Source organism: Streptomyces toyocaensis, assembly GCF_000725125.1.
GTDB lineage: Bacteria > Actinomycetota > Actinomycetes > Streptomycetales > Streptomycetaceae > Streptomyces > Streptomyces toyocaensis.
In genome coordinates, this window is the sequence record NZ_JFCB01000028.1 from 73,639 (window position 1) to 100,010 (window position 26,372).

A 26,372-nucleotide genomic window follows, 5' to 3' on the forward strand; every position below is an offset into this window, starting at 1 on the left:
CCGGGCGGAGGAAACACCGCGGTCACGGCGGGAGAAACCCGGCCGACGAGGTGCTGCGGGAGAGCCGCTGCGTCGGAAACGACGGACAGTGCGGCGAACCGGAGAGAACAAGCACCGACGCCCGAACAGGGGCGTACACCGAGTGCTACCGCCACCGTACCACCGTGTGGGGGACGGCCGTCAGCGATGCCCTCCCCTAGGCTGGTCGGATGTTCAGCCCCGAAGGCCCCAGCCTGCGTGAACTCGCCGTCCAGGCGCTGTCGTCCGTGGAACGCGGGTACGACCTCCTCGCCCCGAAGTTCGACCACACCCCCTTCCGCACGCCGGATTCGGTGCTCGACGCCACGGTCTCGGCGCTGTTGCCGACGGGTCCGTACGCCTCGGGGCTCGACCTCTGCTGCGGCACCGGCGCGGGTGTCGACGTCCTGAGGCAGGTGTGCGAGGAGAGCGTCACGGGCGTGGACTTCAGCACGGGCATGCTGGAGGTCGCACGGGAACGGATCAGGCCGCAGGGGCCGCCGGTCGGCTGGGTGCGGGCCGATGCGCGGGCCCTGCCGTTCCGGCCGGTCTTCGACCTGGTGGTGAGTTTCGGCGCCTTCGGGCACTTCCTGCCGCGAGAGATGGCGGGGGTGTTCGCGCAGGTGCACTCGGTGTTGCGGCCCGGCGGGCGCTTCGTCTTCCCCGTGGTCGCGCCGCCCCGGCCGGGCACGCCGGCCCACGCGGTGCTGCTGGGGTTCGACGCGGCGATGCGGGTGCGCAACGCCGTCTGGCGTCCGCCGTTCGTGATGTACTACCGCGCGGTCCGCTTCGGTGATGTGTGGCGTGGGCTGGCCCGGGCGGGCTTCCGGGTGGAGTTCTGGGCACTGCCGGAGTTCGGCCGGCGCAGGGACGGCAGCCCGAGGGCCCGCCTGGTCGTCGCGTCACGCTCGGACGCGTAGCCCGGCATCGGCGCCGCCCGGCGCCGGCGGTGTGCCGCTGTGCCCCCCTCTCGGCTTCGCTCGAGCAGGCGGACCCCCGTCGCCCCACCGGCACGACTGCCCGCGGAAGCGGGCGACGGCAGAGCGGTCGGTGCGCGGGGCGGGGAAGTGACCGGCCGGCGCGTACGGCGGGAAGAGGGCGGGGCGGGGGTGTGCGCCCGCAGCGGCGGGTGCGAACAAACGCCCCGCACCTCCACCGGGCGACCCTGTCGCGCCAGTCCCAGGACGGACACCCCCAAACCGGACCGGACCGGACCCACGCACCGACCGCGGGCGCCACCCGGGCCCCCACCCCACGGATCGCCGCGCCACAGGCACGCTGCCGGGGTCAGACCGCGGCGGGCACCATGAACTCGTAGACCAGCACGTCTTCCTGAGCGTCCATCACCAGTTCCGTGACCTCCAGCGGACGGCCGAACTGGTCGTGCACCCGCCGAGTCACCCGGACCGACGGCGTCCCCGCGATCCGCGTGATGGTGTCGCGGTGGTGCAGCGACAGCCCCGCCCGGCGCATCCAGTCGTAGGCCCGTCGCAGCTCCGCGGCACACGTGCCGTCGGCCCGGTCCCGGTAGCGGGACAGCTCCTCGACCTCCGCCAGTGCCACGGCGGAAAACGATGTCACCGCGGTCCGCAGTTCGCGCCCGCCGGCCGACGCCGACCAGTAGCGGTGGACCAGCGTCGGCCGGCCGGGCGCCACGTCCAGCGCCTCGGCGTGTCCCGGCGGCGGAGCCTCCCAGGCGACGGTGGTCCTGGTCACCGCGTTATGGGCGGCACCTCCGGCGCCGAGCGGGAAACCGGAGGAGGCCGGCGTCTCCACCGGCAGGCCCGGCAGCGCGGCGTGACTGCCCCGCCGGTCGGTGGCGACCAGTCCGTCACGGCGCAGCAATTGCAGCGCCTGCCGTACGGTCTCCCGGCTGACCCCGAAGTGCTCGGCCAACTGCCGCTCTCCCGGGAGACGTTCGCCGGGCGGAATCGTCCCGTCGTGCAGCTCGCCGAGCAACTGCGTCGCGATCTTCCGGTACAAGGGCTCCCCTTCGGTGAGCGGGTGGTCGTGCGGGGTGGTGCGGGCCATGCCGCGCCCTCCTGTTGGTGACGTTCCGTAGCCGTGCGGGCTCATTGGGCCACCACATCTACCATTGGTCTACACCAACAGGGAAGAGAGGTCCGGCAGTTAGGCCGGAAGCATGCGGTGTACCGGTAACCGGGACCGCGACAGCGGCCGCAGCCGCGACCGGACCATCCGTCAGATGTACGACCGCATCCAGCGCAGCTTGGCCGCCTCCTGGAACGGACCGCCGCCCTCGTGGTCGTTGAAGTCGTACACCTCGATGGCCTTGTCCTCGTGCGCCCAGGCGTTGAAGGCGCCGAACACCGTCGAGGGCGGGCACGTCTGGTCCTCCAGTGCCGCCGAGAAGAGCGCCGGGGCCCGGCCGCGCGCGGCGAAGTGCACGCCGTCGAAGTACGACAGGGTGCGCAGGACGTCCTCGGAGCGGCCGCGGTGCGTCTTCAGGTAGAGGCCGACCTCCCGGTAGGGGTGCCGGTCGGTGAGGGTCGTGGCACGCGGGAAGTCACACAGGAACGGCACGTCCGGCGCGACGCCCGCGAGGTCCGGCACGAGGCCACCCACCGCCAGGGAGATGCCCCCGCCCTGACTGGCGCCGACGGCCACGGTACGGCTCGCGTCGGTCAGCGGGTGCGACCGCGCCGCCTCCACCGCGCGGACGGCGTCCGTGAACACGCGGCGGTAGTAGTGGTTCTCGGGCGCGTCGATGCCCCGCGTCATGAACCCGGGGTACGCCGGGGCGCCGCCCACCGGATCCGGGGTGCCGCCCCCGGCGCCCCAGGCGCTGCCCTGTCCGCGTGTGTCCATCACGAAGTGGGCCCGTCCCGTCGACGCCCACAGCAGATGCTCATGGGGCAGTCCACGCCCCCCGCCGTACCCGATGAACTCCACCACCAGTGGCAGCGGCGCGTCTGCGTCGGCCGGCAGGGTGAGCCAGCCCTTCACGGGGTGGCCGCCGAAACCGGCGAACGTCACGTCGAAGACCCGCACCGTGGACAGGCCCGTGTCGACCGGCTCGAAACGGGCGTCGAGGTCGTGCGCGCGCGCCTCCCCGAGCGTCCGGGACCAGAACGCGTCGAAGTCGTCGGGCGCCGTGGAGGCGCTGCGGTACTCGCGCAGTTCGTCGAGCGGAAGGTCGAACAGGGCCATCAGGAACCGCCTTCGTGAAGCGATAGTGCGAAGCGATGACACGGTACGTGGACGATCGGCGGCATCGCCAGAGCCCGCGGGAGAAGCTCCAGGTGAAGCACGTAGAAAGCGATTGCCCCCTCAGGCGTCGCGGCGCGTCCACTCCGGTTCCGTACGGGCCCACGCCCCGGGACCTCGGCCCGCACACGGTGGCGCTGGGCACGCTGCTCCAGCGCGGTCGCCCGCGCTCTCGCCGTACGCCCACCGGGCGGCGAGCACCCCCGCCGGCGGGGCCGCCGGACACAGCACTACGACGACGGCCGGCGCCGTCCACTCCTCGGCGACGTCCGACCGCCGGCACAGCACTCGCGCGCGCATCTCGACCTCCCTGCCCTCACCGCCGAGGGCGCCGGCAGCCGTACCGGACCACGGCACGGGCGACTTCCCCCTCACCGGCGCCCGGCGCCCGCGGCCGGGTGCCCGGCCACTCCCGCAGCGACGCACCGCACGGGCCCCACCGGAAACGGGACCGCGCCCGTCAGCCGAAGCGCTCGATCCGTATCCGCTCCACGGGCTGGCCGGCCGCCACCAGCAGCCGGGAGGCGTGCTCGGCGAAGGAGTTGGAGCCGCACACATAGGCTTCCCACCCACCGGGAGGCTGCTTGGCGAGGAGCGGCGCTACATGTGCGTCCGTCATACGTCCCACGGGCACACCCTCCGGGGCGCTCCGCGTGAACACCGGGGTGGTCTCCGCCCCGAACTCGCGTGCGTAGATCAGTTCCTCGGGCCGGCGGGCCGACACCAGCAGGCGCAGCGGGAGCCGCATGTCCCGCGCCCGGTGGTGCCGCACCATCGACATCAGCGGGACCACCCCGGAGCCTGCGCCCACCAGCAGCGCGGGCCGGTCGCCCGGCCAGGCGAAGAAGCCGCTGAGCGGGCCGCGCACCTCGATCCGGTCACCGGGGCGGGCCACCGTGTGGAACCAGCCCGATACCTCGCCGCCCTCCACGTGGTCCAGTGTCAGCTCGACGTGCCCGGAGTCGTCCGGCGCCGACGCGATCGAGTAGTGGCGCTGGGCCACATAACCGTCCGCGGCGGTCAGCCGCAGCATCAGATGCTGGCCGGGAACATGCCCCGGCCAGCCGGGCACCGCGAACCGGAAGGTCGACGCGCGGGGGGTCTCGCGGCGGACCTCCGTGAGTGTGGCCGTCCGCCACACGGACGTGGTCCGCTCGCTGACCCCGATGCGTCCGGGCACGGCGAACCGCGTCGGCGGAGCGAACCGCTCCGGTGCGGTCACCTGCGTCCGCGTCACGCGCGTCCTCCCCTCGCTCACGCGAGCCGTTCTCCCCTTGGCCTCAGTCACCGGAGTACCGCTGCTCCTCCCAGGGGTTGCCGCGCGGATGGTAGCCGTTGTCCTCCCAGAAGCCCGGCTCGTCGTGGTCCAGGAGCCGCAGTCCCGCGATCCACTTGGCGCTCTTCCAGAAGTACAGGTGCGGCACCAGCAGCCGCGCCGGACCGCCGTGCTCGGCGGGCAGCGGCCGGCCGTCGTACTCCCAGGCGATCCAGGCCCGGCCGCCGGTCACATCGGCGAGCGGCAGGCCGGCGGTGTAGCCGGTGTGTGCGTACGCGACCACATGGGTGGCTGTCGCCCGGGGCCGGACCACGTCCAGGAACGCGTCCAGCGAGACACCACCGAACCGCACCCCGAACTTCGACCAGCTCGTGACGCAGTGGATGGCACCTTCGTACGCCGAGGCCGGCAGGGCGTGCGCCTGCTCCCAGTCCCAGGTCCGGGGCTCGGCCACGAGCCCGTCGATCCGGAACGTCCAGTCCTCGGGTGCGAGGTCGGGGGTGACCTCGGCGGAGAGGACGGGCCATTCGTCGCCCGCGTCGTACTGGCCGGGCGGCAGCCCGGGATCGTCCACACGGGGGCGGCCGGTGAAGCCTCGGGTGATGTTCACGTGATCGGCGATTCCGTTGCGACTGGTGCTCAAGTGTTTCCGAGTTCAACCGTACGCGACACCACCCCGGCCCCGCGCGCCGCTCATGTCCTGAACGCGGTACGACCGCGGAGATCGTCGGGTACTGTGGCCGTCCGGCTGCGGATCCGCCCAGCCATGGAAGCCGAGGAGGTGAGACCCATTACCGCTCGTCAGGTCGGGTGCTCTCCCCTCGAAGCCGTACGGTCCGCCGCCGGCAGGTGACCCAGAAGAGCGCCCTTCGGCTCCCGAAAGGCTCAGGCTCTTGCCGCACAGGCCCTCCCACACCTCTCACCACTCCGTACCAGGCTCCGCGCCCTCGGCCGGCCGCCCCTCCCCGCCGCCCTCCCGCGACGCCGTCGTGGCGGACCTCCGCGCCGCCGGGTGCGTCTTCGCCGAGGACGAGGCCGAGTTGATCCTCGACGCCGCGCCGACCCCAGGGGACATCGCCTCGATGGTCGAGCGCCGGGCAGCCGGCCTGCCCCTCGAACTCGTCGTCGGCTGGGCCGGGTTCCGCGGCCGGCGCATCGCCGTGGAACCCGGTGTCTTCGTGCCCCGCAGGCGCACCGAGTTCCTCGTCGAACAGGCTCTGGCGCAGGTGCCGGACGCTGCCGTCGTCGTGGACCTGTGCTGCGGTTCGGGGGCCGTCGGCGCGGCCCTGGCGGCCGGGCTCCGCGGGGCGGAACTGCACGCCGCCGACATCGATCCGGCCGCCGTGCGCTGCGCCCGCCGCAACGTGGCGGGCTTCGGCGGGCGGGTTCACACGGGCGACCTGTTCGACGCGCTCCCCGGCGGACTGCGGGGCCGCGTCGACATCCTCGCGGCGAACGTGCCGTACGTACCGAGCGACGAGATCGGCCTGCTGCCCCCGGAGGCCCGTGACCACGAGCCGCGCGTCGCGCTCGACGGCGGCGCGGACGGCCTCGACGTGCTGCGCCGGGTCGCCGCCGGGGCGCCCGGATGGCTCGCCCCCGGTGGCCGCCTCCTGGTGGAGACGAGCAGTCGGCAGGCCCCCGCCGCCGTCGACGCGTTCACCGGCGCGGGGCTGCGGCCCCGTCTGGCCGTCTGCGAGGAGCGGTACGCCCATGTCGTGGTCGGTGTCAGGGCCTAGGAGGGCACTGAGGATCCTGGCCGGACTCCCGCTGATCCGGCCAAGATCTTCGGCCCTCTCCCAGGAGCGCGGAGGCGCTCAGGCGTCCGGCGTCGTCGCGTGGGCGATCAGCAGGGCCACGTCGTCGAAGTTGTCGGGTTCGTGGAGCGTGCGCAGCAGCAGGTCGCAGACCTCCTCAAGGGAGTGCCCGGGGCGGTTCAGCAGGGCGAGCAGCCGGTCCAGGCGCTCGTCCAGCGTGTGCCGGCGCGTCTCCACGAGACCGTCGGTGTAGAAGACCAGCCGGTCGCCGGGCTCCAGTTCGACCGTGGTGGTCGAGAAGGCGACCCCGCCCACGCCCAGCGGCACCCCCGTGGGCAGCTCGAGCAGTTCGGGTGCGTGTCCGGCCCTGACCCGGACCGGCGGCAGGTGCCCGGCGTTGGCGATGGAGCACAGTCGCTCGCGGGGGTCGTGGACGGCGTAGACGCAGGTCGCGATCGCCTGGTCGAGACCGCCGGTGATGCGGTCCAGGTGCTCCAGGAGGACGGCCGGGTCCAGGCCCAGGGAGGCGAGGGTGTGGGTCGCCGTGCGCAGCCGCCCCATGGTGGCCGCGGCGGGGATGCCGCTGCCCATCACGTCCCCCACGACGAGGGCCGTCCTGTCGTCCCCCAGGGGGATCACGTCGAACCAGTCGCCGCCCACCTCGCTGGTGGCGCCCGCCGGCTGGTAGCGGGAGGCGACCTCGAGACCGCCCGTCACGGGCGGATGACTCGGCAGCAGACTCCGCTGGAGGGTGAGGGCGGTGTCGCGGGCGTTCTGGTACCAGCGGGCGTTGTCGATCTGCACGGCCGCGCGGGAGGCGAGCTCCCGCGCGAGCAGCAGATCGTCCTCGTCGAAGGGCCGGGGCGTGCGCGTGCGGATGAGGTCGAGCGCACCGAGCACCTCCCCGCGCGCGATCAGCGGCACCGCGAGATACGAGTGGACGCCCGCCCGGGCCAGCACGTCCGCCGCCTCCGGCGAGCGGGCGATCCGTGCCAGGTCCTCGTCCTTCACCTGCGGCACCACCACGGGCAGCCCGGTGCGTACGCACTCGGTGATCAGCCGGTCCGGTGCGTACCGGGTCACCCTGCCCGTGGGGTCGGCCGCCGCCGCTGTGCCGTCCGGGTCCACCGAGCGCACCGCCAGCGCCCGGATCAGCGCCGGCTCGGCGGGTCCGAGGGTGCTGCGACGGCCCCGCACCACCGCGTCCAGCAGGTCCACCGCCGCCGCGTCGGCCAGCTCCGGCACGGCCACGTCGGCGAGCTCGCCGGCCGTCCGGTCCAGATCCAGCGTGGTGCCGATCCGGGCGGAGGCGTCGGCGATCACGGCGAGCCGCCGCCGCGCGGTCTCGGCCTCGGCGTTCGCCCGGTGCTGCTCGGTGATGTCCACCACCGACACGGCCACGCCCAGCACCGTGCCGAGCGCGTTCTCCAGCCGGTACAGCGAGACCGACCAGGCGCGGTCCTCGTCCGGTGCGGCCGGGGTGCGGCCGGTCGTGGACCGGTCGACGACGGGCCGGCCGGTGTCCAGGACCTGCCGGGCGGCGTCCTCGAGCGCGTCGGCGTTCACCAGCGGCAGCACCTCCCGGACGGTGCGGCCCAGGTGCTCCTCGGCCGGGATGCCGTTGATCTGCTCCAGCGCCGGATTCACCGAGACGTACCGCAGGCCGGAGTCCAGCACGGCCAGTCCGATGGGGGACTGGGCGACGATCCGGGTGGACAGTGCCACGTCCTGCTCAAGCCGGCGCACGGTCGACTGGTCCACCGCGAGGCCGAGGGCGTAGACGTCGCCCCGGTCGTCCAGCAGCCGCATGTTGCGGAACTCCACCAGCCGGGTCCCGCCGTCCTTGCGCCGGATCGGGAAGGCACCGGCCCAGCTCCGGCCGGTGCGCATGACGTCGGCGAACAGCTTCACCACGAGGTCCATGTGCTCCTCGTGCACCATGATCCGGGCGGCGTACTGGCCCAGCGCCTCCTGCGCGCCGTACCCGAACAGTTCCTCGGCCTGCGGGCTCCACAGTACGATCCGGCCCTCGATGTCGAGGACCACCGAGGCCACGCGCAGCACGTCGAGCAGCCCGCTGGGACGCACCGGCCCGCGCACCGGTCCGTCACCGCCGGCCGGAGGTGACCCCGCTGCACTCATCCCACGCCCCGCCTTCGCCGATTCCACGACACCCCTTCACGGTGCCGTCACCCCTTGTTCTACCGCGCCCGAAGACGATTTTCCGCCGCTCGTGCCCTCCGGTTCCAGCTTCTCGCACCCTCGCGGCGAGTGCCCCGCGTGGCAGCCACCGCCGCGGGGCGCGCGGGTAGTGCTCCCCGGCGTGTGGTGCTTTGCTGAGACGGGGGTGGGACGGCAGTGGCCACGAGAGGAGCGTCACGATGGGCAGCCGGCAACCGCACCCGGAATCCGTCTCGGTCGAGATCAGCGGATGCAGCAAGGAGGACGCGCGCGTCGTGTTCGACACGCTGTGCGCGTGCTTCGCGTCCGACCGGTGCGCCGACGACGTACCCGAGAAGTTCCACGAGACCCGGCCCACGGTGTGGCTCGGCACGTTCGACGTCGCCGACGCGCACGAGGGCGGTGTCCGCCCGGTCCGGCTGTCGTCGTCGGTCGACGCCGACGTGCAGGGCGGCTACTGGGCCGTCGGCCGGTTCCGCGCCACCCTGGACTCCCTGTTCACCGTGCACGAGCTGAGCACGGTCCCGGGCGACCAGGAGGAGGAACTGCACGTCCGGCTCGAAAGCGGGTGACGCCCCACCGGCCGCTGTGCCCTCCGTCACGCTTATGCAACTAGTTGCATAAAGCCGGGTGCGTGCCTTACAACTACAGGCACGACACCGCGCACGGAGGGCCCGATGAGCCGTTACCCCCACCTGCTGAGCCCCCTCGACCTGGGCTTCACGACCCTGCCCAACCGGGTCCTCATGGGCTCGATGCACGTCGGCCTGGAAGAGGCGGAGGGCGGGTTCGCGCGCATGGCCGCCTTCTACGCCGCCCGGGCCCGCGGGGGAGTGGGCCTGATCGTCACCGGCGGCATAGCGCCCAACGACGAGGGGCGCCCCTACGAGGGCGGCGCCAGGCTCACCACCGAGGCGGAGGCCGAGCGGCACCGGGTGGTCACCGACGCCGTGCACCGCGAGGGCGGGCGGATCGCGATGCAGATCCTGCACTTCGGCCGCTACGCCTACCACCGGGACCTGGTCGCGCCCAGCCCGATCCAGGCCCCGATCAGCCCCTTCCCGCCCCGCGAGCTGACCGACGCCGACGTCGAGCGGACCATCGAGGACTACGCCCGTGCCGCCCGCCTGGCCCGCCGGGCCGGTTACGACGGCGTGGAGATCATGGGCTCCGAGGGTTACCTCATCAACGAGTTCATCGCCCTGCAGACCAACCGGCGCACCGACCGCTGGGGCGGCTCGTACGAGAACCGCATACGCTTCCCGCTGGAGATCGTGCGCCGGGTACGCGAGGCGGTCGGCGAGGACTTCATCGTCATCTACCGGCTCTCCATGCTCGACCTCGTGCCCGGCGGTTCGACGCTCGACGAGGTGATCACCCTCGCCCGGGCCGTCGAGGCCGCCGGGGCGACCATCATCAACACCGGCATCGGCTGGCACGAGGCCCGCATCCCCACCATCGCCACCTCCGTGCCGCGTGGCGCCTACACCTGGGTCACCAAGCGGCTCATGGGCGAGGTGTCGATCCCGCTCGTCACCACCAACCGCATCAACACCCCCGAACTCGCCGAGCGGTTGCTCGCCGAGGGCACGGCGGACATGGTGTCCGTGGCCCGGCCGATGCTCGCCGACCCGGACTTCGTCGCCAAGGCTGCCGACGGCCGCCCCGAGGCAATCAACACCTGCATCGGCTGCAACCAGGCCTGCCTCGACCACACCTTCAGCGGGCAGATCACCTCCTGCCTGGTCAACCCGCGCGCCTGCCACGAGACCGAACTGGTGCTCTCCCCGACCCGCCGCCGCAAGCGCGTCGCCGTCGTCGGCGCCGGTCCGGCCGGCCTCGCCTGCGCCGTCAGCGCCGCCGAACGCGGCCACGACGTCACCCTGTACGACGCAGCGAGCGCGATCGGCGGCCAGCTCAACGTGGCCCGCAGGGTCCCCGGCAAGCAGGAGTTCGACGAGACGCTGCGCTACTTCCGCACCCGGCTGGACGAACTGGCCGTCGACGTACGGCTGGACACCCGCGTCACCGCCGACGACGTGGCCGGGCACGACGAGATCGTCGTCGCCACCGGCGTCACCCCGCGCACCCCCGACATCCCCGGCGTCGACCACCCGAGCGTGCTCGGCTACCTCGACGTGCTCCGCGACGGCGCTCCCGTCGGTGACCGGGTCGCCATCCTCGGAGCGGGCGGCATCGGCTTCGACGTCGCCGAGTTCCTCACCGACGGCGGCGACAAGGCGTACGAGAACCCCGAGACGTACTTCCGCCAGTGGGGCGTCGACCTCGACTACCGCGGCCCCGGCGGCCTCACGGCGCCCGAGCGGCCCGCCCCGCCGCGCACCGTCCACCTGCTCCAGCGCAAGACGTCCAAGGTCGGCGCGGGCCTCGGCAAGACCACCGGATGGATCCACCGCACCGAACTCAAGCACCGCGGCGTCACCATGGTCCCGGGCGTGCGCTACGACCGGATCGACGACGCCGGGCTGCACGTCACCGTCGACGGCGAGAGCACGGTCCTGGAGGTCGACACGATCGTCCTGTGCACCGGTCAGGAGCCGCGCCGCGACCTGTACGAGAGCCTCGTCGCCGCCGGACGGCCCGTCCACCTGATCGGCGGCGCCGACGTGGCCGCCGAGCTGGACGCCAAGCGCGCCATCAAGCAGGGCACGGAGCTGGCGGCGGCACTGTAGGGGACGCGCGGCCCGTCCCTAGGATGAGCCCATGTCACTCCCGCACGCGATCCTCACCGCCCTGCTCGAGAAGCCGTCGTCGGGGCTGGAGCTGACCCGCCGGTTCGACAAGTCGATCGGCTACTTCTGGTCCGCGACGCATCAGCAGATCTACCGCGAGCTGGGGAAGCTGGAGGCCGAGGGCCTGATCCGGGCGCTCCCCTCCGAGCAGCCGGCCCGGGGGCAGAAGAAGGCGTACGAGGTGCTGCCCGCGGGGCGGGACGAACTGGCCCGCTGGACCGCCGCGTCGCAGGACCCCAAGCCGCACCGCGACGTGATGCTGCTGCGGCTGAGGGCGGCGGCCGTGGTGGGCACCGAGGGCCTGGAGGCCGATCTGCGGCGCCACCGGGAGCTGCACGAGCGGCAGTTGGAGAAGTACCGGGAGATCGAGCGGCGCGACTTCCCGCCTGGGAAGGACGGACCCGAGGACCGGCTTCGGCACCTGGTGCTGCGGGCCGGCATCGACCTGGAGACCTTCTGGACCCAGTGGCTCGACCACGCGCTGGCGGAGTTCGCCGGTCTGCCGGACGCGGGGGAGCGGCCGGACGCGCGGAAGGGCTGACCGCCGTCCGCGGGAGGGGGGTCGACGCCGGCCGCCCGACCGGAGCGCGTCGGACGTGATGGCGGCCGGCGCCGGGTCTAGAGACGGCCCGGCTTGGTGCGCCGGCGCAGGTACCAGGCCGTGGCGAGGAGGCCGGTGCCCACCAGCGAGCCGCCCGCCACCAGCGTGAGCGTGCCGTAGTCCGTGGAGCCGCCGCCGAGGCCCCCCATCACCCCACGGCTGGGCGACGCCGTGGGGGTGACCGACGGGCTGGGCGCGGGGCTGACGACGACGGCCTGGGTGCCCGCGGTGTTCCCGTTCGAGCACACGACGACCACCGTGTAGGTGCCCGCGCCGACGTTCGACCAGGCGGCGGACTGTCCCGCAGCGGTTCCCGACAGCGCCGCCTGGCGGCCCTGTGAGACGTCCGTCTGGCCGCTGCCGAGCAGGGAAGCGGTGCCCCAGTGGCCGTTGACCTGGGTGCACGCACTGGTGGTGACCGAGACCGTCGAGCCGCTGGTGCTGACGGAGATCCCGGCCGCCGCGGCCGGCCCGGCCAGGGTGAGGGCGAGCGCGGCGGCGGCTGCCACGGTCGGTCCGGAACGGAGCAGGGGCGTGGAGGTGCGCATGTGGACTGCCTTCCGGCGGCACGGCCGGCGGTACATCCCTTGCGCCGCCGAGGTCGGGGAGCGCCCGTGCTGCCACGAGGCCAGCCAAAGGCCGGGCGGCCCGCCGCGCACTCCGGCCGCATCCGGGCAGGTGACACCGTCCTCCCGGTGGCCGACCCGGTCAGTCCCCGGCGCCCGTCGTCACCGTGCGCTCCGCCGAGAAGCCGCCCCAGGTCCCGTCCGGAAGCATGGCCCGGATGCGCACCCGGTGCCTGACTCCTGCCTCCCGGCCCAGGTAGAAGCGGTACGTCGCCCGGTCGCGGGGCGCCTCACCGCCGTAGACGAGCGAGGTGGCGGTACGGCCGTCCAGGCGCACCTCGTACTCGGTGATCACCCCGTCCACACGCGGAGGCACCCAGGTGAGTACCAAGTGGTGGGCGCCGTCGGACCACTGGCTCCGGGCCCGGAAGCCGGTGGGTGCGGTGGCGGTGCCGCCGCCGGCGCCGCCCGCGGTGGTGAGACGGACGGCGGGCCCGGGCGGGGAGAGGTTGCCGGCCGCGTCGCGGGCCCGGACGGTGAAGGCGTAACGGGTGCCCGGGCGCAGTCCGGTGACCACGGTGGACGTCTGGTTCCCGCCCACGCTGTGGATCTTCGTGCCGCCCTGCTGGACGTCGTACGACACCACGTCCCGGTCGTCCCTCGCGGCGGACCACGACAGCTGGGCCGCGCGGCCGCCCGCCGCCCGGCCACGCAGCTCCGCCGGACGCGTGGGCGGGGAGTCGTCGGCCGCGGCAGCCGCGGGTGTTCTCGCGCGGACCTCCCGGCTGGGCGGACCGAGCCGCCCGTCGGCGTCCCGGGCCCGCACCGTGAAGACGTGAGTGGTGGCGGGCCTGAGCCCGGTGACGTCCACCATGTGCTCGGAACCGGGTACCTCCTTGACCTTCGTGGTGCCCCGGTACACCTCGTACCGGCTCACCTTTGCGTCGGCCGCGGCGACCGCGTTCCACATGACGTGCACGCCGGTGGCGGTGCCAGCCTCCGCCGTGACGCCGGTGGGCGCCCCGGGCGGCCGTTCGCCGGACTCCTGCGGCCCGCCCCAGCGGCAGGAGGCGGCCAGCAGGAGGGCCCCGCAGAGCACGAGGAGGCGACGGAGGGACCCGGCTGGGGGAACGCCACGCACGACTTCGCCTCCCGGAGTTGGTCACGGCACCGGCCCGCATATTGGTCCGTACCAATATGCGGTACTGACGCGGCCACATCAAGAGGGCGAGGGAGGGGGAGGTGTGGCCCGTTACGTATGCTGAAGGTGCGAACGGGTCGAACCTCCCTGTGCAGCAGGGGAGTTCGGGTCCGCGGCGCGGGCCGCTGTCGTCGCATGCCCCGCGCCGGTGCGGGGGGCCGGGCGGCCCGAGCCGATGGCGGACTCGGGCCCCGGCCCCCGGCGCCCCCGCTGATGCGATCGCGTGCTGTCCGGTCCTGTCGGGACCACCACGTCGTCATGACGGGGCGAAATGGGGCAAAGTGCCGGTGAGTGTGCGTCCGTGTCCCCGACGAGAGGCCCCCTGGATCGTGTCCTGTGTCCGGTCGATCAGCCTGGCCATGGCCGGTGTCGCCCTGCTGGCCCCCTCGGCACCCCCCGCGGCGTCCCAGCTCCGCACCGAACCGGTCGCACGGCGCGCCGGCCCTGTCCCGGTACGGGGCGAGGTCCCCGTGCCGTCACGACACACCGGCCCCGCCCCGGTGCGGCGCGCGAACCCCGTGCTGTCACGGCGCGCGGACCCCGTGCCGTCACGGCGCGGTGACGTCGCCTTGTCCCGCAGCGCCGCTTCCGGCCCCCCGCGGCGCACGGACCCCGTCACCGCCGCCGACCTGCTGGCCAGGGTGCGCACCTGCACGCCCGTCTCCCACGGCCACTACCGCGAGGACCAGGGCTCTGCGGCCACCGTCCCGGTGTGCGGAACCCGCGACGCCGTGTACTGGAAGGCGGACATGGACATCGACTGCGACGGCCGCCCCGGCCCCCGCTGCAACGCCGCCACCGATCCCTACTTCTCCGCCTCCACGGCCGTCGCCCAGTCCGACGGCCGTCCGCTGAGCTCCGAGGAGCTGCCCTACGTGGTGGTGCCCGCGCCCAGCTCCGTCTGGAACCCCCGGGCGGACGGCGTGCGCGGCGGATCGGTCGCGGCGGTGGTGTACCGCGACCGCGTCCGGTACGCGGTCGTGGGCGACACCGGCCCCGCGGACATCATCGGCGAGGCGTCCTACGCCGCGGCCGAGTCGCTCGGCATCGACCCGGACCCGCGCGGTGGCGGAACCGCGTCCGGGGTCACCTACATCGTGTTCAGGAACAGCGAGGTGACCCCCGTCGAGGACCACGAGGCCGCGGTCACGGAGGGCAGGCGGCTGGCCCGCGAGTTCGTGGACGGCGGCGACTGAACGGGCCGCCCGGCCCCACCGCGCCCCTCACACCTTCCGGTAGGAGTACGCCTCCACGGCCGCCGCCTCCACCGTGTCCAGGTCCGCCCCCGTGGACGCCGTGACCACCGCGGCCACCGCGCCCTCGACGAACGGCGCGTCCACCAGCCGGGTGTGCCCGGGGAGCTCGTCCCCCTCGGCGAGCAACGCCTTCACGGTGAGGACCGCGCTGCCCAGATCGGCCAGTACGGCGACCCCGGCCCCGCGGTCGACGGACGCGGCCGCCTCGGAGATCAACGCGGCGCTCGTCCCGAAGCCGCCGCTCTCCGCGCCGCCCGCGGGAGCCACCGGAACCGCGCTGCCGGCACCCGCCAGGCCCTTCGCCAGCTCCGCCACCGACGTCGCCACCGCCGCGCTGTGCGACACGAGGACGATTCCCACCAGCTTCTCGTCACTCACCGCCGGCCTCCGTGTCCGCCGAGGCAGCGACGAGCGCGGCGATCAGCAGCGCCGACGACGTGGCCCCGGGATCCTGGTGCCCGATGCTCCGCTCGCCCAGATAGCTGGCCCTGCCCTTGCGGGCCAGCAACGGCGTCGTCGCCACGGCGCCTTCCTCGGCGGCGTCGCGGCCCGCGGTGAAGGAGTCGCCGAGCGCGTCCACCGCCGGCACCAGCGCGTCGATCATCGTCTTGTCGCCCGGCGCGGCACCGCCGAGCTGCATCACCGCGTCCACCCCGGCGCGCAGCGCCTCGGCCAGCTGCCGTTCGTCCACCTCGGCCGCGTCGCCGAGCGCCTTTCCCGTGCGGCGCAGCAGCGTCCCGTACAGCGGACCGGACGCACCGCCGACCGTGGAGATGAGCAGGCGCCCGGCCTGGGTCAGCACGGCCCCGGGAGTGGCCGGCGGCTCCTTCTCCAGCGCGGCCCTCACCGCCCGGAACCCGCGCTGCAGATTGGTGCCGTGATCGGCGTCCCCGATCGGTGAGTCGAGGGCGGTGAGCCGCTCCGCCTCGCGTTCCACGGACGCGGCGGTGGCCGTCATCCAACGGCGGAAGAAGTCGGCGTCGAGCACGAACACTCCTTGCGTGGTAGGTACTTGCGGACGGTGGCGCCGACGTGCCTCACATGCCCCAGCGCAGGCCCGGGGTCCGTACCGGTGCGTCCCACAGCCGCAGCAGCTCCTCGTCGACCTGGCACAGGGTGACCGAGGCGCCCGCCATGTCGAGGGACGTGACGTAGTTGCCGACGAGGACGCGGGCCACGGGGACGCCGCGCTCGCCGAGCACCCGCTGCACCTCGGCGTTGAAGCCGTACAACTCGAGCAGCGGGGTGGCGCCCATACCGTTGACCAGGACCAGGACGGGGTTGCGCGGGGTGAGGTCGTCAAGGATCGCGTCGACGGCGGCATCGGCGATCTCGCCGGACGTCATCATCGGCCGCCGCTCCCGGCCCGGCTCACCGTGGATGCCGATGCCCAACTCCAGCTCGCCCCCGGGGAGGTCGAAGGTGGGGGTGCCCTTGGAGGGAGTGGTGCAGGCGCTCAGCGCCACACCGAAGGTGCGTGCGTTCTCGTTGACCTGCCGGGCGATCGCCTCGACCCGTTCCAGCGGCTGGCCCGCCTCGGCCGCCGCGCCCGCGATCTTCTCCACGAACAGCGTCGCGCCCGTGCCCCGGCGCCCGGCCGTGTACAGGCTGTCGGTCACCGCCACGTCGTCGTTGACCAGCACCTTCGCGACCTGAATGCCCTCGTCCTCGGCCAGCTCGGCGGCCATGTCGAAGTTGAGCACGTCACCGGTGTAGTTCTTCACGATGAACAGCACCCCGGCGCCGCTGTCCACGGCCGCCGCGGCCCGCACCATCTGGTCGGGCACGGGGGAGGTGAACACCTCGCCGGGACAGGCCGCCGACAGCATCCCCGGCCCCACGAACCCGCCGTGCAGCGGCTCGTGTCCGGAACCTCCGCCGGACACCAGACCCACCTTTCCCGCCACCGGGGCGTCCTTGCGGACGATCACCCGGTTCTCCACGTCCACCGCCAGCTCGGGGTGCGCCGCCGCCATTCCGCGCAACGCGTCCGCCACCACGGTCTCCGGGACGTTGATCAGCATCTTCATGGGTACCTCCTGGGCTCGGCGGGCGGGTCGGCAGAAGTCCTCCTGCCGGAAGTATCGACCTTGCGGGAGCGAAGGTCACGTGCGCGGGTGTTCGGGCGTGCCCGGGCGGGCGGACTCGCCGGTGAGAAGGGGCTCGACGTCCACGACGCCCTCCACCGCGCGGACGAGCCGGACGGCGACCGAGATGAGCGAGGTGTCGTGGATGTTCCCGCGGAGGGTGACGACGCCCTCGTGCACCTGCACGTGGACGGCGTGGGTGAGCGCCGGGAAGAGGAGCGACACCACCGTGCGGCGCACCTCCTCCTCGATGTCCTCGTCCGGCCGCAGGAAGACCTTCAGCAGGTCCGCCCGGCTGACGATCCCCTGGAGCATGCCCAGGTCGTCGACCACCGGCAGTCGTTTGACGTGCCGGACGGCCATGATCCTCGCGGCCTGGGCCAGGGGGGCGTCGGCGCGGATCGTCAGGGCGGGCGCGGTCATGAGGTCCCCGGCCGTCACGGCCCCGGCCTTCGCGATGTCGGACAGGCGCCGTTGCCCCTCGAGCAGGGACGGGTCGCTGTCGCGGAACTCCTCCTTGGCGAGCAGGTCGGCCTCGGAGACGACGCCGACGACGCGTCCCTCGCCCTCGAGCACCGGCATGGCACTGACCTGCCACTGCGCCATGGTCCTGACGATCTCCTTGAAGGGCGCGTCGCGCCCGATCGCCACGACCGTCTGGGTCATCACGTCGCTCACGATGTGCGGGCTCTCTGACACTGCGGACCTCCTCGTCTCCTGCGTGCCGGCCGGGCGTCGTCCGCGGGTCAGGAACCGGCGTCCGCCGGTTCCTGGAGCGCCCCGGTGCCGACACGGCGGCGCAGGTTGTGGAACTGGCGGATCTGCATGATCGCGTGAGCCGGTTCTCCCAGCAGCACGTCGACGGGCCGGGTCAGCGGGCGGGGCCGCCCCCGGCCGCGGGTACGGACCACCAGACGCGTCCCGCCGTGCGGAGCCGGCCGCAGGTGGAAGCCCCAGACCCCCGCCATGCGTACCCGGGGAACGGGGTCCCGGCCCCGGACGAAGGAGCGGCCCGCGGCGAGGTCCACGTCCGAGCTCAGCACCAGGGTCCGGTTCGGCTCCAGGCGCGCCACCGTGAACCAGGACCGGCCGTCCCGGGTCGCCGGGAGCCGCTGTCCCACCGTCAGGGTCTGCCACTCCGGGACGATGCGGTCCGCGCTCGGTCGCCCGTACCGGTCCAGGCGGTCCCAGCTGTACCAGCCGGCGCGGTCGTACCCCATCTGCACCAGCCACGGCCAGACCTCCTCGGGGGGTGCGGGGAGCGTCGTCGCCATGACCGACGAACCGTCGGCCTCAGGGACGAGTTCGTCGCCGGGGTAGGAGCGGCCGGTCTCCTCCCCGGTCGCCCCCCAGGTCAGCAGCCGCGGCCGGACCCGGAGGAGGTACAGCGCGGTCGCGGCACAGAGCACCCCCGGCGCGGCGGCCCGGACGTCCGGACGCCCCCGGCAGGTCTGCTTCCTGGACATGAGCCCTCCTCGGTCGTCGAGGGGCGTGGCGGCCCGTCCCGCCGTGCGCGACCGGAACGAGTCCGGCACGTCGTACACCCGCCATGAACATCGTGCCTCACGCGGGAGTCCGGGGCAGGTCAGGCGGCGACCGCCCCCGGCCGGACGGCAGGGCCCTTCGGCCCACGGCCGGGGACCTGCGGTCTCTGCACCGGGAGGTCCCGCGAGGCCATCCTGGGAGCGGAAGGGACCCGGCTCTGGAGGAGGATGTCATGTCCCGCACCGTCACGGTCGGCTTCGACGGCTCACCCGAGAGCCGTGCCGCCGCCGAGTGGGCGGCCCGCGAGGCCGGGCTGCGCGGGTCGCGGCTGCTGCTGGTGCACGTCCGGGAGCCCGTCCCGGAGCCCATGGCGCGGGCGCCGCTCCCGGGCGGGGAGACCCGCGGGCACTGGAGCGAGCGGATCCCGCGCGAGGCGCCCGCCGGATCCGCCGCGGCCCCCTCGGCGTCCACACCGGACCCGTGACCCACGCGGTGCTGCACCACGCCACCGCCCCCGTCGCCGTGGTCGCCCACGGCTGAGAACACCGACGAAGGACTGAAGATCATGAACGCAGAGGTCGGACGAGGAGACGGCGAGTACCTGGTCGTGGGGGTGGACGGCTCCGAGCCGAGCCTGCGGGCCGCCGACTGGGCGGCCGACGAGGCGGTGCTGCGCGGAGTGCCGCTGCGGGTGGTGTACGCCCACCTCTGGGACCGGTACGAGGGCTCCGCGCTCGCCCGCGACGTCGAGCGTCCCGCCGGGCCGCCGTCACCGCGTGACATCGCCGACGCCGGGGCCCGGCGCGCCCTCGCCAGGCACCCCGGCCTGCGGGTGACCGTCGAGGTGGTGCCCGAGGAACCGGAGTACGCCCTGGTGCGTGAGGGCCGCCACGCCGCCGCGCTGGTCGTCGGCACCCGCGGCCGCAGCGGTGTCGCCGAGATGCTGCTCGGTTCGGTCAGCCTGGCCGTCGCCGCCCACGCCGACTGCCCGGTGATCGTGCTGCGCGGCAGCCACGACCACCAGGCGACGCCGCCGGTGCACGGCCGTGTCGTCGTGGGAGTGGGCGAGGACGTCAAGGACCCGGCGGCCGTACGGTTCGCCGTCGCGGAGGCCCGGCGGCGCGGGGTGGCCCTGGAGGCCGTACGTGCCTGGCGGTGCCCCGCGCGCGAGAGCATCGACCATCCCCTGGTGACCGGTGAGCCCGCCCGCCTTCACGAGGAGCGCGCGGCCGAGGAACTCGAGACGGCGCTGAGGGACGTCCCCGACGACCTCCGGGTGTACCGGCGCACCGTCGAGGGGTACGCCCGCCGGGTCCTCCTGGACGCCTCGCACCGGGCCGACCTGCTGGTCGTGGGCGCGCGGCGGCGGGAGGGGCACGTCGGGCTCCAGTTCGGCCGGGTCGCTCACGGGCTGCTGCACCACTCCGCCTGCCCGGTCGTCGTGGTGCCGCACCGCGAGGGGGACGCCTGACCGCGGACGGGCCCCGTCTCCCGTCTCCCGGCTGCCGGGAGCCGGGGCCCGTCCGGCGACCGGCGGGACCTGCCTTCGACCCCCGTCGGCCGCGAGGACGGAACCCGGCCTCACCAGGAGGCTCCGTGAAGTCCCCCACCGTCACCGCCGGCCTGGACGGCTCGCGCGAAAGCCTCACCGCCGCCGGCTGGACCGCGAGGGAGGCCGCCCTGCGCGGGGCGGCCCTGCGTCTCGTTCATGTCGGCGCACAGCAGCCCTCCTCCTTCGTGCCGTTCGCCGGGAACGCCGTCGCGCTGCCTCCCGTGACGCCGCGCCGGTCGTCGTCGGCCGCCGCACCCGCCGTGCCGCGCTCGGACCGCACATCGGCCCGGTGACCCACGCGGTCCTCCAGCACGCCGTCGCGCCCGTCGCGGTGAACCCCCACGACTGACCGGGGCGGGAGCCGGCCGCTTCACCGCTCCCCGGCACGGCGGGGAGGCGCCGTGGGCGCCTGGACACCCGTCCGCCCCCGACGACCGCCCCCGGTCGCGGCCCGGTTCAGAGGCGGCGGATCCAGTCGTCGGCCACACCGTGCACGGCGGCCGGCCCGGCCGGCCGCAGACGGGTGTCGTCGACGCGGTACGACAACTGGTCCACGACGGCCACGACACCGTCGACACGGCCCGTCGTGCCGAGCGCCACGCCGACGTCGCTGCGTCGTTCCAGCCGGCCGGTGAGGGTGACCACGCCGTCCCGTACGGTGATCGCGAGGGCGTGCGGTCCGAGCGACAGCGTGCGCCCCAGGACCTCCTCGCGCACGGTGCGCTCGATGCTGTCGTCGCTGCGCAGGAAGACCTGGAGGAGGTCCCGCCGGGTGACGATGCCGGTGAGCCTGTCCTCCTCGTCCACCACCGGCAGCCGCTCGACGCCGCGCTCGGTCATGAGCCGGGCCGCCTCGGTGACGGTGGCCCCGGCCCGTACGGTGACGGGCGGTGCGGACATCACTCCGCCGGCCGTCCGCGCCCGGCTCCTGGCCGCTTCCCGGCGCACGCGGCGGCTGAGCCTCCGCAGCCGCTTCGTCCACCCCCCGGCCGTTCCGCCGGGCCCGGCGGAACGCGCCTGGCGGAGCATGAGGTCCGATTCGGAGATCACACCGACGACCTTGTCGTCCTCGTCGATCACCGGGAGCCCGCTGATGCCGTGGCGCTCGAGCCTGCGCACCACTTCCTTGAAGGGGGTGCCGTATGCGGCGGTGACGACGTCGGTGGTCATGACGGCACCGACCCTGGTGGCCTTCATGGCTGATCCTCCTCGAACGGTCGGGGCCCCGTCGGCGGGGCCGGCGCGGACTCCCACGGAATCCTGCGGCTTCAGCGTCCCGCGCGCGGTGGGCGCCCGCCCAGGGACTGGGCGGGCACACGGCAGGGCCGACCGGCCCGGCGGCGCCGCGGGGAGCGTGGGCCGGAACGCCCCGCCCGGTGCGGGCGGCCGGCGGGGGAGTGGGCCTGACGGCCCTGCGGGGGGACCCGGTGGCCCCTCGCGCGGACGCCGCGCCCGCGCGACCCTGACAAGGGGGAAGGCCTTTTCCGGAGGTGTGCGTCATGCTGTCACCTGTTGCCGTCGGGGTCGACGGTTCCCCCGAGAGCCTGGCCGCCGCCGAGTGGGCGGCACGTGAGGCCGTCCTCCGTGGAAGGCCGCTGCGCCTCGTGCATGTGCGGAACTGGCACCCGGGCCACAACGAGCCGGAGACCGCCCGTGCGGCCGCGCGGCACCGGGCCGGGCGTGTGCTGCGGCAGGCGGAGGAACGCGTCCGGGCGGTGTGCCCCGACGCGCGCGTCCACCACGAGCAGGCCGCGGGGCCGGCGACCGCCGCCCTGGTGAAGGCGGCGGGCGACGCCGAGCTGCTGGCGCTGGGTTCGCGCGGGCTGGGCCGTCTCGGCGGACTGCTCGTGGGCTCGGTCGCGCGAGGGGTCGTGGCGCAGGCCGGCGGACCCGTCGTCCTCGTACGAACCGCCGCCCCGGCCGGTGAGGGGCGGCACGCGGCCGCCACGGGAGGGCGGGACGTCGTCGTCGGTGTCGATGTCACCGAACCGTGCGACGAAGTCCTCGGGTTCGCCTTCGAGGCGGCCCGCGCCCGCCATGCGCGGGTGAGGGTCCTGCACGCCTGGCGTGCGCCCGACCCGTTCACCCTGGGACCCGGCGAGATCGGCCTGGTGGGCGGTCCCGAGCGCGCCGGGGAATGGCTGGGCTTCCTCTCCGCCGTGCTCCAGGCGTGGCGGGACAAGTACCCCGGTGTCGAGGTTCTCGAGACCGTGGTCGAGGGCAACCCCGCGGCGGCCCTGGCCGAGGCGGCGTCCGACGCGGACCTGCTGGTCGTCGGGCACCGGCTCACCGACCGCCCGGCGATCCGGCGTACCGGCCCGGTCACCCATGCCGTGACGTACCGGGCCGGCTGCCCCGTGGCGGTCGTACCCCACTCCTGAGACCACCGAGGTGATCCCCGTGCCGAAACCAGTCGTGGCAGGTTTGGACGGCTCGCGCGAGAGCATGGCGGCAGCCCACTGGGCGGCCAGGGAGGCCCTGCGCCGGGGACTGCCGCTGCGGCTCGTGCAGGCCTGGGAGGGACCGCCCGAGGACGACACCGGGCTGCGCCCGTCCGGACCCGGCTCGCCCAGGGACCACGCGCACCAGGTGCTGCGCCGCGCGCTCGTCCGGATCAACGAGTGGCATCCGCGGCTGTACGTCGCCGCCGAACAGGTGACCACGGCGCCCGCCGCGGCTCTGTCGGCGGAGGCGGAGAAGGCCGAACTGCTCGTCATCGGCAGCCAGGGGTTCGGCGCGGTCGGCGGGCTCGTCGCCGGGTCCGTCGCGCTGGCCACCGTCGGGCACGCCCGGTGCCCGGTCGTCCTCGTGCGGGCGGGCGAGAAGGCGGAGGACGAGCATCTGCCGGACGCGGCGGGCAAGCCGGCGACGCACACGGCCTTCCGTGACGTCGCGGTCGCCGTCGACACCGGCGGACCGTGCGACGACGTGCTGGAGTTCGCGTTCCGCGCCGCCGAGCTGCGCCGGGCGCCCCTGCGCGCGGTGCATGCCTGGCACGTGCCGCCCGGGCGGGGCGTCGTCGACGCCGAGGAGCGGGCACGGCTCCGGCGGGCGGCGCAGCGGGAGCTCGCGGCGGTCCTGGAGCCGTGGCACCGGAAGTTCCCCGCCGTGTTCGTCCGGGAGGAGCTGCACGAGGGCTTCCCCGCCCATGTCCTGGAACGCGCGGCGCGCGGGGCGGGCCTGCTGGTGCTGGGCCGCCGCACGCGGCGCTCCCCGATCGGCTCGCGCACCGGCCCGGTCGCGCATGCGCTGATCCACCATGTCGGCCGCCCGGTGGTGATCGTGCCGCACGGCTGACGGGACGCCGGAAGGAAGTGGACCGTGATGACGTACTGGAACGGGCACGGCATGAACGCCTGGGGCTGGTTCGCCATGTCACTCGGTACGGCCCTGCTCCTGGCACTGCTGATCGTCGCCGGGGTGCTGATCGCCAGGGCCCTCGGCGGTGCCCCCGGCGCACCGCGCCCGTCCGACGGCCGTCCCTCGGCGGAACTGCTGCTGGCCGAGCGGTTCGCCCGTGGGGACATCGACGAGGACGAGTACCGGCGCCGACTGGCCGTGCTGCGGGGAGACGTTCCGCGCGCGGGCGGGCACTCCCCCTGATCCCCCCGAACCCGCCGACTCCTCGAGAAAGGGCGGTACCCCTTCATGTCCGTCGTCGGCGCACGCCCCGGCCATGCCTCCGCCTATCTGGTCCGCGCGGCCGTCACCGCGCCGTCGGTGCACAACTCCCAGCCCTGGCTGTTCGTCTCCGACGGCGACCGGGGCATCGAGGTGCACGCCGACGCGGGCCGCAGACTGCCACTCGCCGATCCGCACGGCCGGGAGATGCTCATCAGCTGCGGGGCGGCCCTGTTCAACGTCCGCCTCGCCATGCGGCACCTCGGATTCAAGCCGGTCGTGCGGGACTTCCCGGAGCCGGGCGACCCCTCCTTCCTGGCCAGGGTGATGTGGGGCGCCTACGCCCCGCCGACCGGTGAGGAGCAGCGGCTGTACGGTGCGTTGCACCGGCGGCACACGGTGCGCGGTCCGCTCCTGGCGGACCCGCTGCCGGCCGGTCTGCTCGACGCACTGCGCGACCACGCGCGGGCCGAGGGCGCCGAGCTCCACGTCGTGGGCGACCCGGGGGGCCGCCGACGTCTGGCGGCCCTGGTGCGGGCCGGCGAGGAGGCGCAGCACCCGGACTGCCTGCCCCTCACCGGACGGGACTACGCGGGACTCGCTCCCCTGTTCCCCGCGCCGCCCCGGCGCGGGCAGGGGCGCAGCGGCCTGGTCGCGATCCTCGGCACCGACCGGGACGACCGCCGGGCCTGGCTGCGGGTGGGGCAGGCGCTCGAACGGGTGCTGCTGCACGCCGCCGCCCACGACGTGATGGCGGCCTTCCACACCCAGCCCCTCGAAGTCCCGCACCTGCGCGCGCGGACCCGGCGGACCGTCGGCGAGGGCGCCTTCCCTCAGATGATCCTTCGCCTCGGACACGCCTCCGGCGTGTGCCCCCTGCCCCGGCGCCCGCTCGCAGAGGTCCTGCGGTGATCGGCGCCGCCGGCGCGGCACGTGGGGCACGCCGGCGCCACGCAATCCCGGACTGATACCCCGGCGGGTGACTGTGATAGCGTCGACGTATACCCCTGGGGGTAATCAGGCCGAAGGAAGAGCCGGAGCCGGAATGACCGTGGGACGGAGTCCGGGCGGTCCGGGACGCGTGAGCGTCCGGCAGGCCGCCGCGCTCACGGGGCACGGGGCCGCGACGCGGGCCGACGCCTTGCTGCTCGACGTCCGCGAACCCTGGGAATGGCAGGCCGGGCACGCGCCCGGTGCCGTCCACCTGCCGCTGTCCGCACTGGCCGCCGGGGCGGGTCTGCCCGCCGGTGCCCAGGCCCGGCCGCTGGTCGTGATCTGCCGGTCGGGCGACCGCTCTCGGCTGGCCGTCGAACTCCTCGCGGTGCGCGGCGCCGACGCCGTGGACGTGGCCGGCGGCATGGAGGAGTGGGCCGGAGCCGGGCTGCCGGTGGTGAACGCACAGGGCGGCGTCGGCAGCGTCGCATGATCCGCCGTGGCGCCGGTCGTCGCGGACGACCGGACCAGGTCACTCCCCGGAACGGAGTTCCCCGGCGATTCCCCCGGCCCAGAGGTCGACGGCCTCCCAGTCACGGAAGTCGCCGAACCGTCCGCCCACCAGCCGGAAGAACACGCGCCCGGCGCGGGGGAGCTGGTCCCGTTCGACGACACCCGAGAACAAGCGGTGACTCCGCGACCGCAGATCCCGCGGCAGGCCCTCCTCGATCGCCGGCAGCTCCTTGGGGGCCAGACGGCGCCACGGTCCCCGCAGTGCCGCGGGCATCCCGACGCTGAACAGGAACACGGGCCGGGGGACGAGCACGTCCAGGTGGTCCCGCAGGAAGTCCCGGGCCGGGGGGAGCCAGCTCTGTCCGTGCACGGCGCTGCCCAGGACGAACGCGCGGTAGGCGCCGGCGTCCCCGACGTCCGCCATGGGCCTGGCCTCGGCCGTCAGCCCCGCACGGCACAGCACGGCGGCCGTCCGCTCGGCGATCGTCCGGGTGGAACCGTGGACGGTCGCGTACCCGACGAGGACGTCCATGAGGGGCACCTCCTTACGGCGACGCCTCCGGCTCACGGCCGCCCTGGTCCAGACGGAAGGGCGGATACACGTCGGTGAGCAGGGCCGCGTAGGCGGCCACCCGCAGCACCCAGCGGTTCAGCCCGATCAACAGGTCGAACAGGGCGCGGGGGTAGTGGCCGGTGAAGGCGAGGGCGATCCCGGCGAACAGGGCCAGCAGCCCGATGAGGCCGCCCGAGAACCATGCCATGCGCGCCCCGCCGAGGAGGAAGCCGAGGACCAGGTAGTGCGGGACGGCCAGGAGCCACCACTTGACCAGGACGAGGCCGCGGGAGAGCTCGGCGGGGTACGCCAGCTCCCAGTGCGTCGGGTAGTCGGGGACGTCGGCCAGCGTGAACGGCGGGTAACGGTCGGTGCCCAGCGCGCCGTAGGCGTAGTACGCCACACGCCAGTTCCACCGCAGCACCCCCACGTTGAAATCGAACAGGGCCCGCGGGTAGCGGCCGGTGAAGAGGATGGCGAAGAAGGCCACCACGCTCACCACCGCGAACGCCGCCCACAGGAACAGCAGGACCACGTAGTGGGGGAGGGCGAGCAGCCACTTGACCAGCCACAGCCAGCGGGACAACGGCGCGTCGAGGGTCGCGGTCAGCCGCGCCGGATGGGGCGACGGCGTCCTCGCGGGGGGCGGCACGGCCCAGGGAGTGGTGTTCGTGCTCATGGTGACCGGTCCCTCCGGATTCCGGTGACGACCACGAGCGGGGACGCGGGTGGCCGCCCCCGAGTCGGTGACTGATCCCATTGTCCGCCGGACCGCTCCCGCCGGCATGGGC

General features: G+C 74.2%; 27 protein-coding genes and 2 pseudogenes. 14 read left to right on the forward strand and 15 right to left on the reverse strand.

The genetic code is table 11. The features are described from left to right. Positions 1–209: 209 nt before the first annotated feature. Complete coding sequence (locus BU52_RS25475; RefSeq protein ID WP_037938397.1) at positions 210–938, forward strand: class I SAM-dependent methyltransferase; 729 nt, start codon at positions 210–212, stop codon at positions 936–938. Positions 939–1,305: 367 nt separating this feature from the next. Here BU52_RS25475 and BU52_RS25480 read toward each other — a convergent pair whose 3' ends face one another. From BU52_RS25480 to BU52_RS25495, 4 genes are all read right to left on the reverse strand, one after another. After that, positions 1,306–2,049, reverse strand: coding sequence for a GntR family transcriptional regulator (locus BU52_RS25480; protein ID WP_037938399.1), 744 nt, complete (start codon positions 2,047–2,049; stop codon positions 1,306–1,308). 171 nt (positions 2,050–2,220) lie between these two features. Beyond that, a complete protein-coding gene (locus BU52_RS25485; protein WP_037938402.1) occupies positions 2,221–3,189 on the reverse strand; it encodes an acetylxylan esterase in 969 nt (322 codons plus the stop codon). Between the two features lie 517 nt (positions 3,190–3,706). Then, positions 3,707–4,483, reverse strand: coding sequence for a ferredoxin reductase (locus BU52_RS25490; protein WP_200881292.1), 777 nt, complete (start codon positions 4,481–4,483; stop codon positions 3,707–3,709). 43 nt (positions 4,484–4,526) lie between these two features. Then, a complete protein-coding gene (locus BU52_RS25495) occupies positions 4,527–5,132 on the reverse strand; it encodes a sulfite oxidase-like oxidoreductase (RefSeq protein ID WP_037938405.1) in 606 nt (201 codons plus the stop codon). A gap of 379 nt (positions 5,133–5,511) precedes the next feature. On the opposite strand from BU52_RS25495, the gene BU52_RS25500 reads away from it, so the two are divergent. Further along, positions 5,512–6,261: a putative protein N(5)-glutamine methyltransferase gene (locus BU52_RS25500; protein WP_037938407.1), complete on the forward strand. Its 750-nt coding sequence runs from the start codon at positions 5,512–5,514 to the stop codon at positions 6,259–6,261. 78 nt (positions 6,262–6,339) lie between these two features. Here the strand turns inward: BU52_RS25500 and BU52_RS25505 are convergent, their stop codons facing one another. Further along, positions 6,340–8,421 carry a SpoIIE family protein phosphatase gene (locus BU52_RS25505; protein WP_037938410.1) on the reverse strand — a complete coding sequence of 694 codons (2,082 nt, stop codon included), beginning with the start codon at positions 8,419–8,421 and terminating at the stop codon, positions 6,340–6,342. Positions 8,422–8,660: 239 nt separating this feature from the next. Here BU52_RS25505 and BU52_RS25510 point away from each other — a divergent pair, with 239 nt between their 5' ends. From BU52_RS25510 to BU52_RS25520, 3 genes are all read left to right on the forward strand, one after another. Beyond that, positions 8,661–9,032, forward strand: coding sequence for a hypothetical protein (locus BU52_RS25510; protein WP_037938413.1), 372 nt, complete (start codon positions 8,661–8,663; stop codon positions 9,030–9,032). Between the two features lie 105 nt (positions 9,033–9,137). After that, complete coding sequence (locus BU52_RS25515) at positions 9,138–11,153, forward strand: NADPH-dependent 2,4-dienoyl-CoA reductase (protein ID WP_037938415.1); 2,016 nt, start codon at positions 9,138–9,140, stop codon at positions 11,151–11,153. 31 nt (positions 11,154–11,184) lie between these two features. Then, positions 11,185–11,754 carry a PadR family transcriptional regulator gene (locus BU52_RS25520; protein ID WP_037938416.1) on the forward strand — a complete coding sequence of 190 codons (570 nt, stop codon included), beginning with the start codon at positions 11,185–11,187 and terminating at the stop codon, positions 11,752–11,754. 77 nt (positions 11,755–11,831) lie between these two features. On the opposite strand, the gene BU52_RS25525 is transcribed toward BU52_RS25520, so the two are convergent. After that, positions 11,832–12,362 (reverse strand): hypothetical protein, encoded by a 531-nt coding sequence (locus tag BU52_RS25525; RefSeq protein ID WP_037938419.1) that lies wholly within the window; start codon positions 12,360–12,362, stop codon positions 11,832–11,834. Between the two features lie 160 nt (positions 12,363–12,522). Continuing rightward, entirely contained in the window at positions 12,523–13,521 is a 999-nt protein-coding gene (locus BU52_RS25530; protein ID WP_037938420.1) for a fibronectin type III domain-containing protein, read from the reverse strand. Positions 13,522–13,910: 389 nt separating this feature from the next. Here BU52_RS25530 and BU52_RS25535 point away from each other — a divergent pair, with 389 nt between their 5' ends. Then, on the forward strand, positions 13,911–14,777 hold the full coding sequence (locus BU52_RS25535; protein WP_235216417.1) for a glycoside hydrolase family 75 protein: 867 nt from the start codon (positions 13,911–13,913) through the stop codon (positions 14,775–14,777). Between the two features lie 27 nt (positions 14,778–14,804). Here BU52_RS25535 and BU52_RS25540 read toward each other — a convergent pair whose 3' ends face one another. From BU52_RS25540 to BU52_RS25560, 5 genes are all read right to left on the reverse strand, one after another. Continuing rightward, entirely contained in the window at positions 14,805–15,215 is a 411-nt protein-coding gene (locus tag BU52_RS25540; protein WP_037938421.1) for a PTS-dependent dihydroxyacetone kinase phosphotransferase subunit DhaM, read from the reverse strand. After that, the gene (gene dhaL, locus BU52_RS25545; RefSeq protein ID WP_037938422.1) at positions 15,208–15,825 is read right to left on the reverse strand and encodes a dihydroxyacetone kinase subunit DhaL; all 618 of its coding nucleotides are present in this window, start codon (positions 15,823–15,825) and stop codon (positions 15,208–15,210) included. Before dhaL ends, BU52_RS25540 begins: the two co-directional genes overlap by 8 nt. 49 nt (positions 15,826–15,874) lie before the next feature. Then, entirely contained in the window at positions 15,875–16,867 is a 993-nt protein-coding gene (gene dhaK, locus BU52_RS25550) for a dihydroxyacetone kinase subunit DhaK (protein ID WP_037938424.1), read from the reverse strand. 75 nt (positions 16,868–16,942) lie between these two features. Then, positions 16,943–17,623 carry a CBS domain-containing protein gene (locus BU52_RS25555; protein ID WP_037938425.1) on the reverse strand — a complete coding sequence of 227 codons (681 nt, stop codon included), beginning with the start codon at positions 17,621–17,623 and terminating at the stop codon, positions 16,943–16,945. A 47-nt stretch (positions 17,624–17,670) separates the two neighbouring features. Further along, positions 17,671–18,390 carry a hypothetical protein gene (locus tag BU52_RS25560; RefSeq protein WP_051858593.1) on the reverse strand — a complete coding sequence of 240 codons (720 nt, stop codon included), beginning with the start codon at positions 18,388–18,390 and terminating at the stop codon, positions 17,671–17,673. 92 nt (positions 18,391–18,482) lie between these two features. Here BU52_RS25560 and BU52_RS37180 point away from each other — a divergent pair. The 3 genes and pseudogenes from BU52_RS37180 to BU52_RS36520 form a co-directional block, all read left to right on the forward strand. Beyond that, a pseudogene (locus BU52_RS37180) lies at positions 18,483–18,854 on the forward strand (universal stress protein); the annotation flags it as partial. A 120-nt stretch (positions 18,855–18,974) separates the two neighbouring features. Continuing rightward, positions 18,975–19,880: a universal stress protein gene (locus BU52_RS25570; RefSeq protein ID WP_051858584.1), complete on the forward strand. Its 906-nt coding sequence runs from the start codon at positions 18,975–18,977 to the stop codon at positions 19,878–19,880. Positions 19,881–20,175: 295 nt separating this feature from the next. Then, positions 20,176–20,310, forward strand: a pseudogene (locus BU52_RS36520) (universal stress protein); the annotation flags it as partial. 107 nt (positions 20,311–20,417) lie between these two features. Here the strand turns inward: BU52_RS36520 and BU52_RS25580 are convergent. Further along, positions 20,418–21,158, reverse strand: a complete 741-nt coding sequence (locus BU52_RS25580) for a CBS domain-containing protein (protein WP_037938428.1) — start codon at positions 21,156–21,158, stop codon at positions 20,418–20,420. Between the two features lie 302 nt (positions 21,159–21,460). On the opposite strand from BU52_RS25580, the gene BU52_RS25585 reads away from it, so the two are divergent. The 5 genes from BU52_RS25585 to BU52_RS25605 all read left to right on the forward strand — a co-directional run bounded on the left by BU52_RS25585 (position 21,461) and on the right by BU52_RS25605 (position 25,008). Beyond that, a complete protein-coding gene (locus BU52_RS25585; RefSeq protein WP_037938429.1) occupies positions 21,461–22,342 on the forward strand; it encodes a universal stress protein in 882 nt (293 codons plus the stop codon). A gap of 34 nt (positions 22,343–22,376) precedes the next feature. Continuing rightward, entirely contained in the window at positions 22,377–23,258 is an 882-nt protein-coding gene (locus tag BU52_RS25590) for a universal stress protein (RefSeq protein WP_235216418.1), read from the forward strand. Between the two features lie 27 nt (positions 23,259–23,285). Beyond that, a complete protein-coding gene (locus BU52_RS25595) occupies positions 23,286–23,564 on the forward strand; it encodes an SHOCT domain-containing protein (protein ID WP_037938431.1) in 279 nt (92 codons plus the stop codon). Positions 23,565–23,609: 45 nt separating this feature from the next. Next, positions 23,610–24,494, forward strand: coding sequence for a nitroreductase family protein (locus tag BU52_RS25600; RefSeq protein ID WP_037938434.1), 885 nt, complete (start codon positions 23,610–23,612; stop codon positions 24,492–24,494). Between the two features lie 133 nt (positions 24,495–24,627). Further along, entirely contained in the window at positions 24,628–25,008 is a 381-nt protein-coding gene (locus BU52_RS25605) for a rhodanese-like domain-containing protein (RefSeq protein WP_037938437.1), read from the forward strand. Positions 25,009–25,047: 39 nt separating this feature from the next. Here the strand turns inward: BU52_RS25605 and BU52_RS25610 are convergent, their stop codons facing one another. Next, positions 25,048–25,560: a flavodoxin domain-containing protein gene (locus tag BU52_RS25610; RefSeq protein ID WP_037938439.1), complete on the reverse strand. Its 513-nt coding sequence runs from the start codon at positions 25,558–25,560 to the stop codon at positions 25,048–25,050. Between the two features lie 13 nt (positions 25,561–25,573). Then, a complete protein-coding gene (locus BU52_RS25615; protein ID WP_037938446.1) occupies positions 25,574–26,260 on the reverse strand; it encodes a DUF4389 domain-containing protein in 687 nt (228 codons plus the stop codon). Positions 26,261–26,372: the final 112 nt, after the last annotated feature.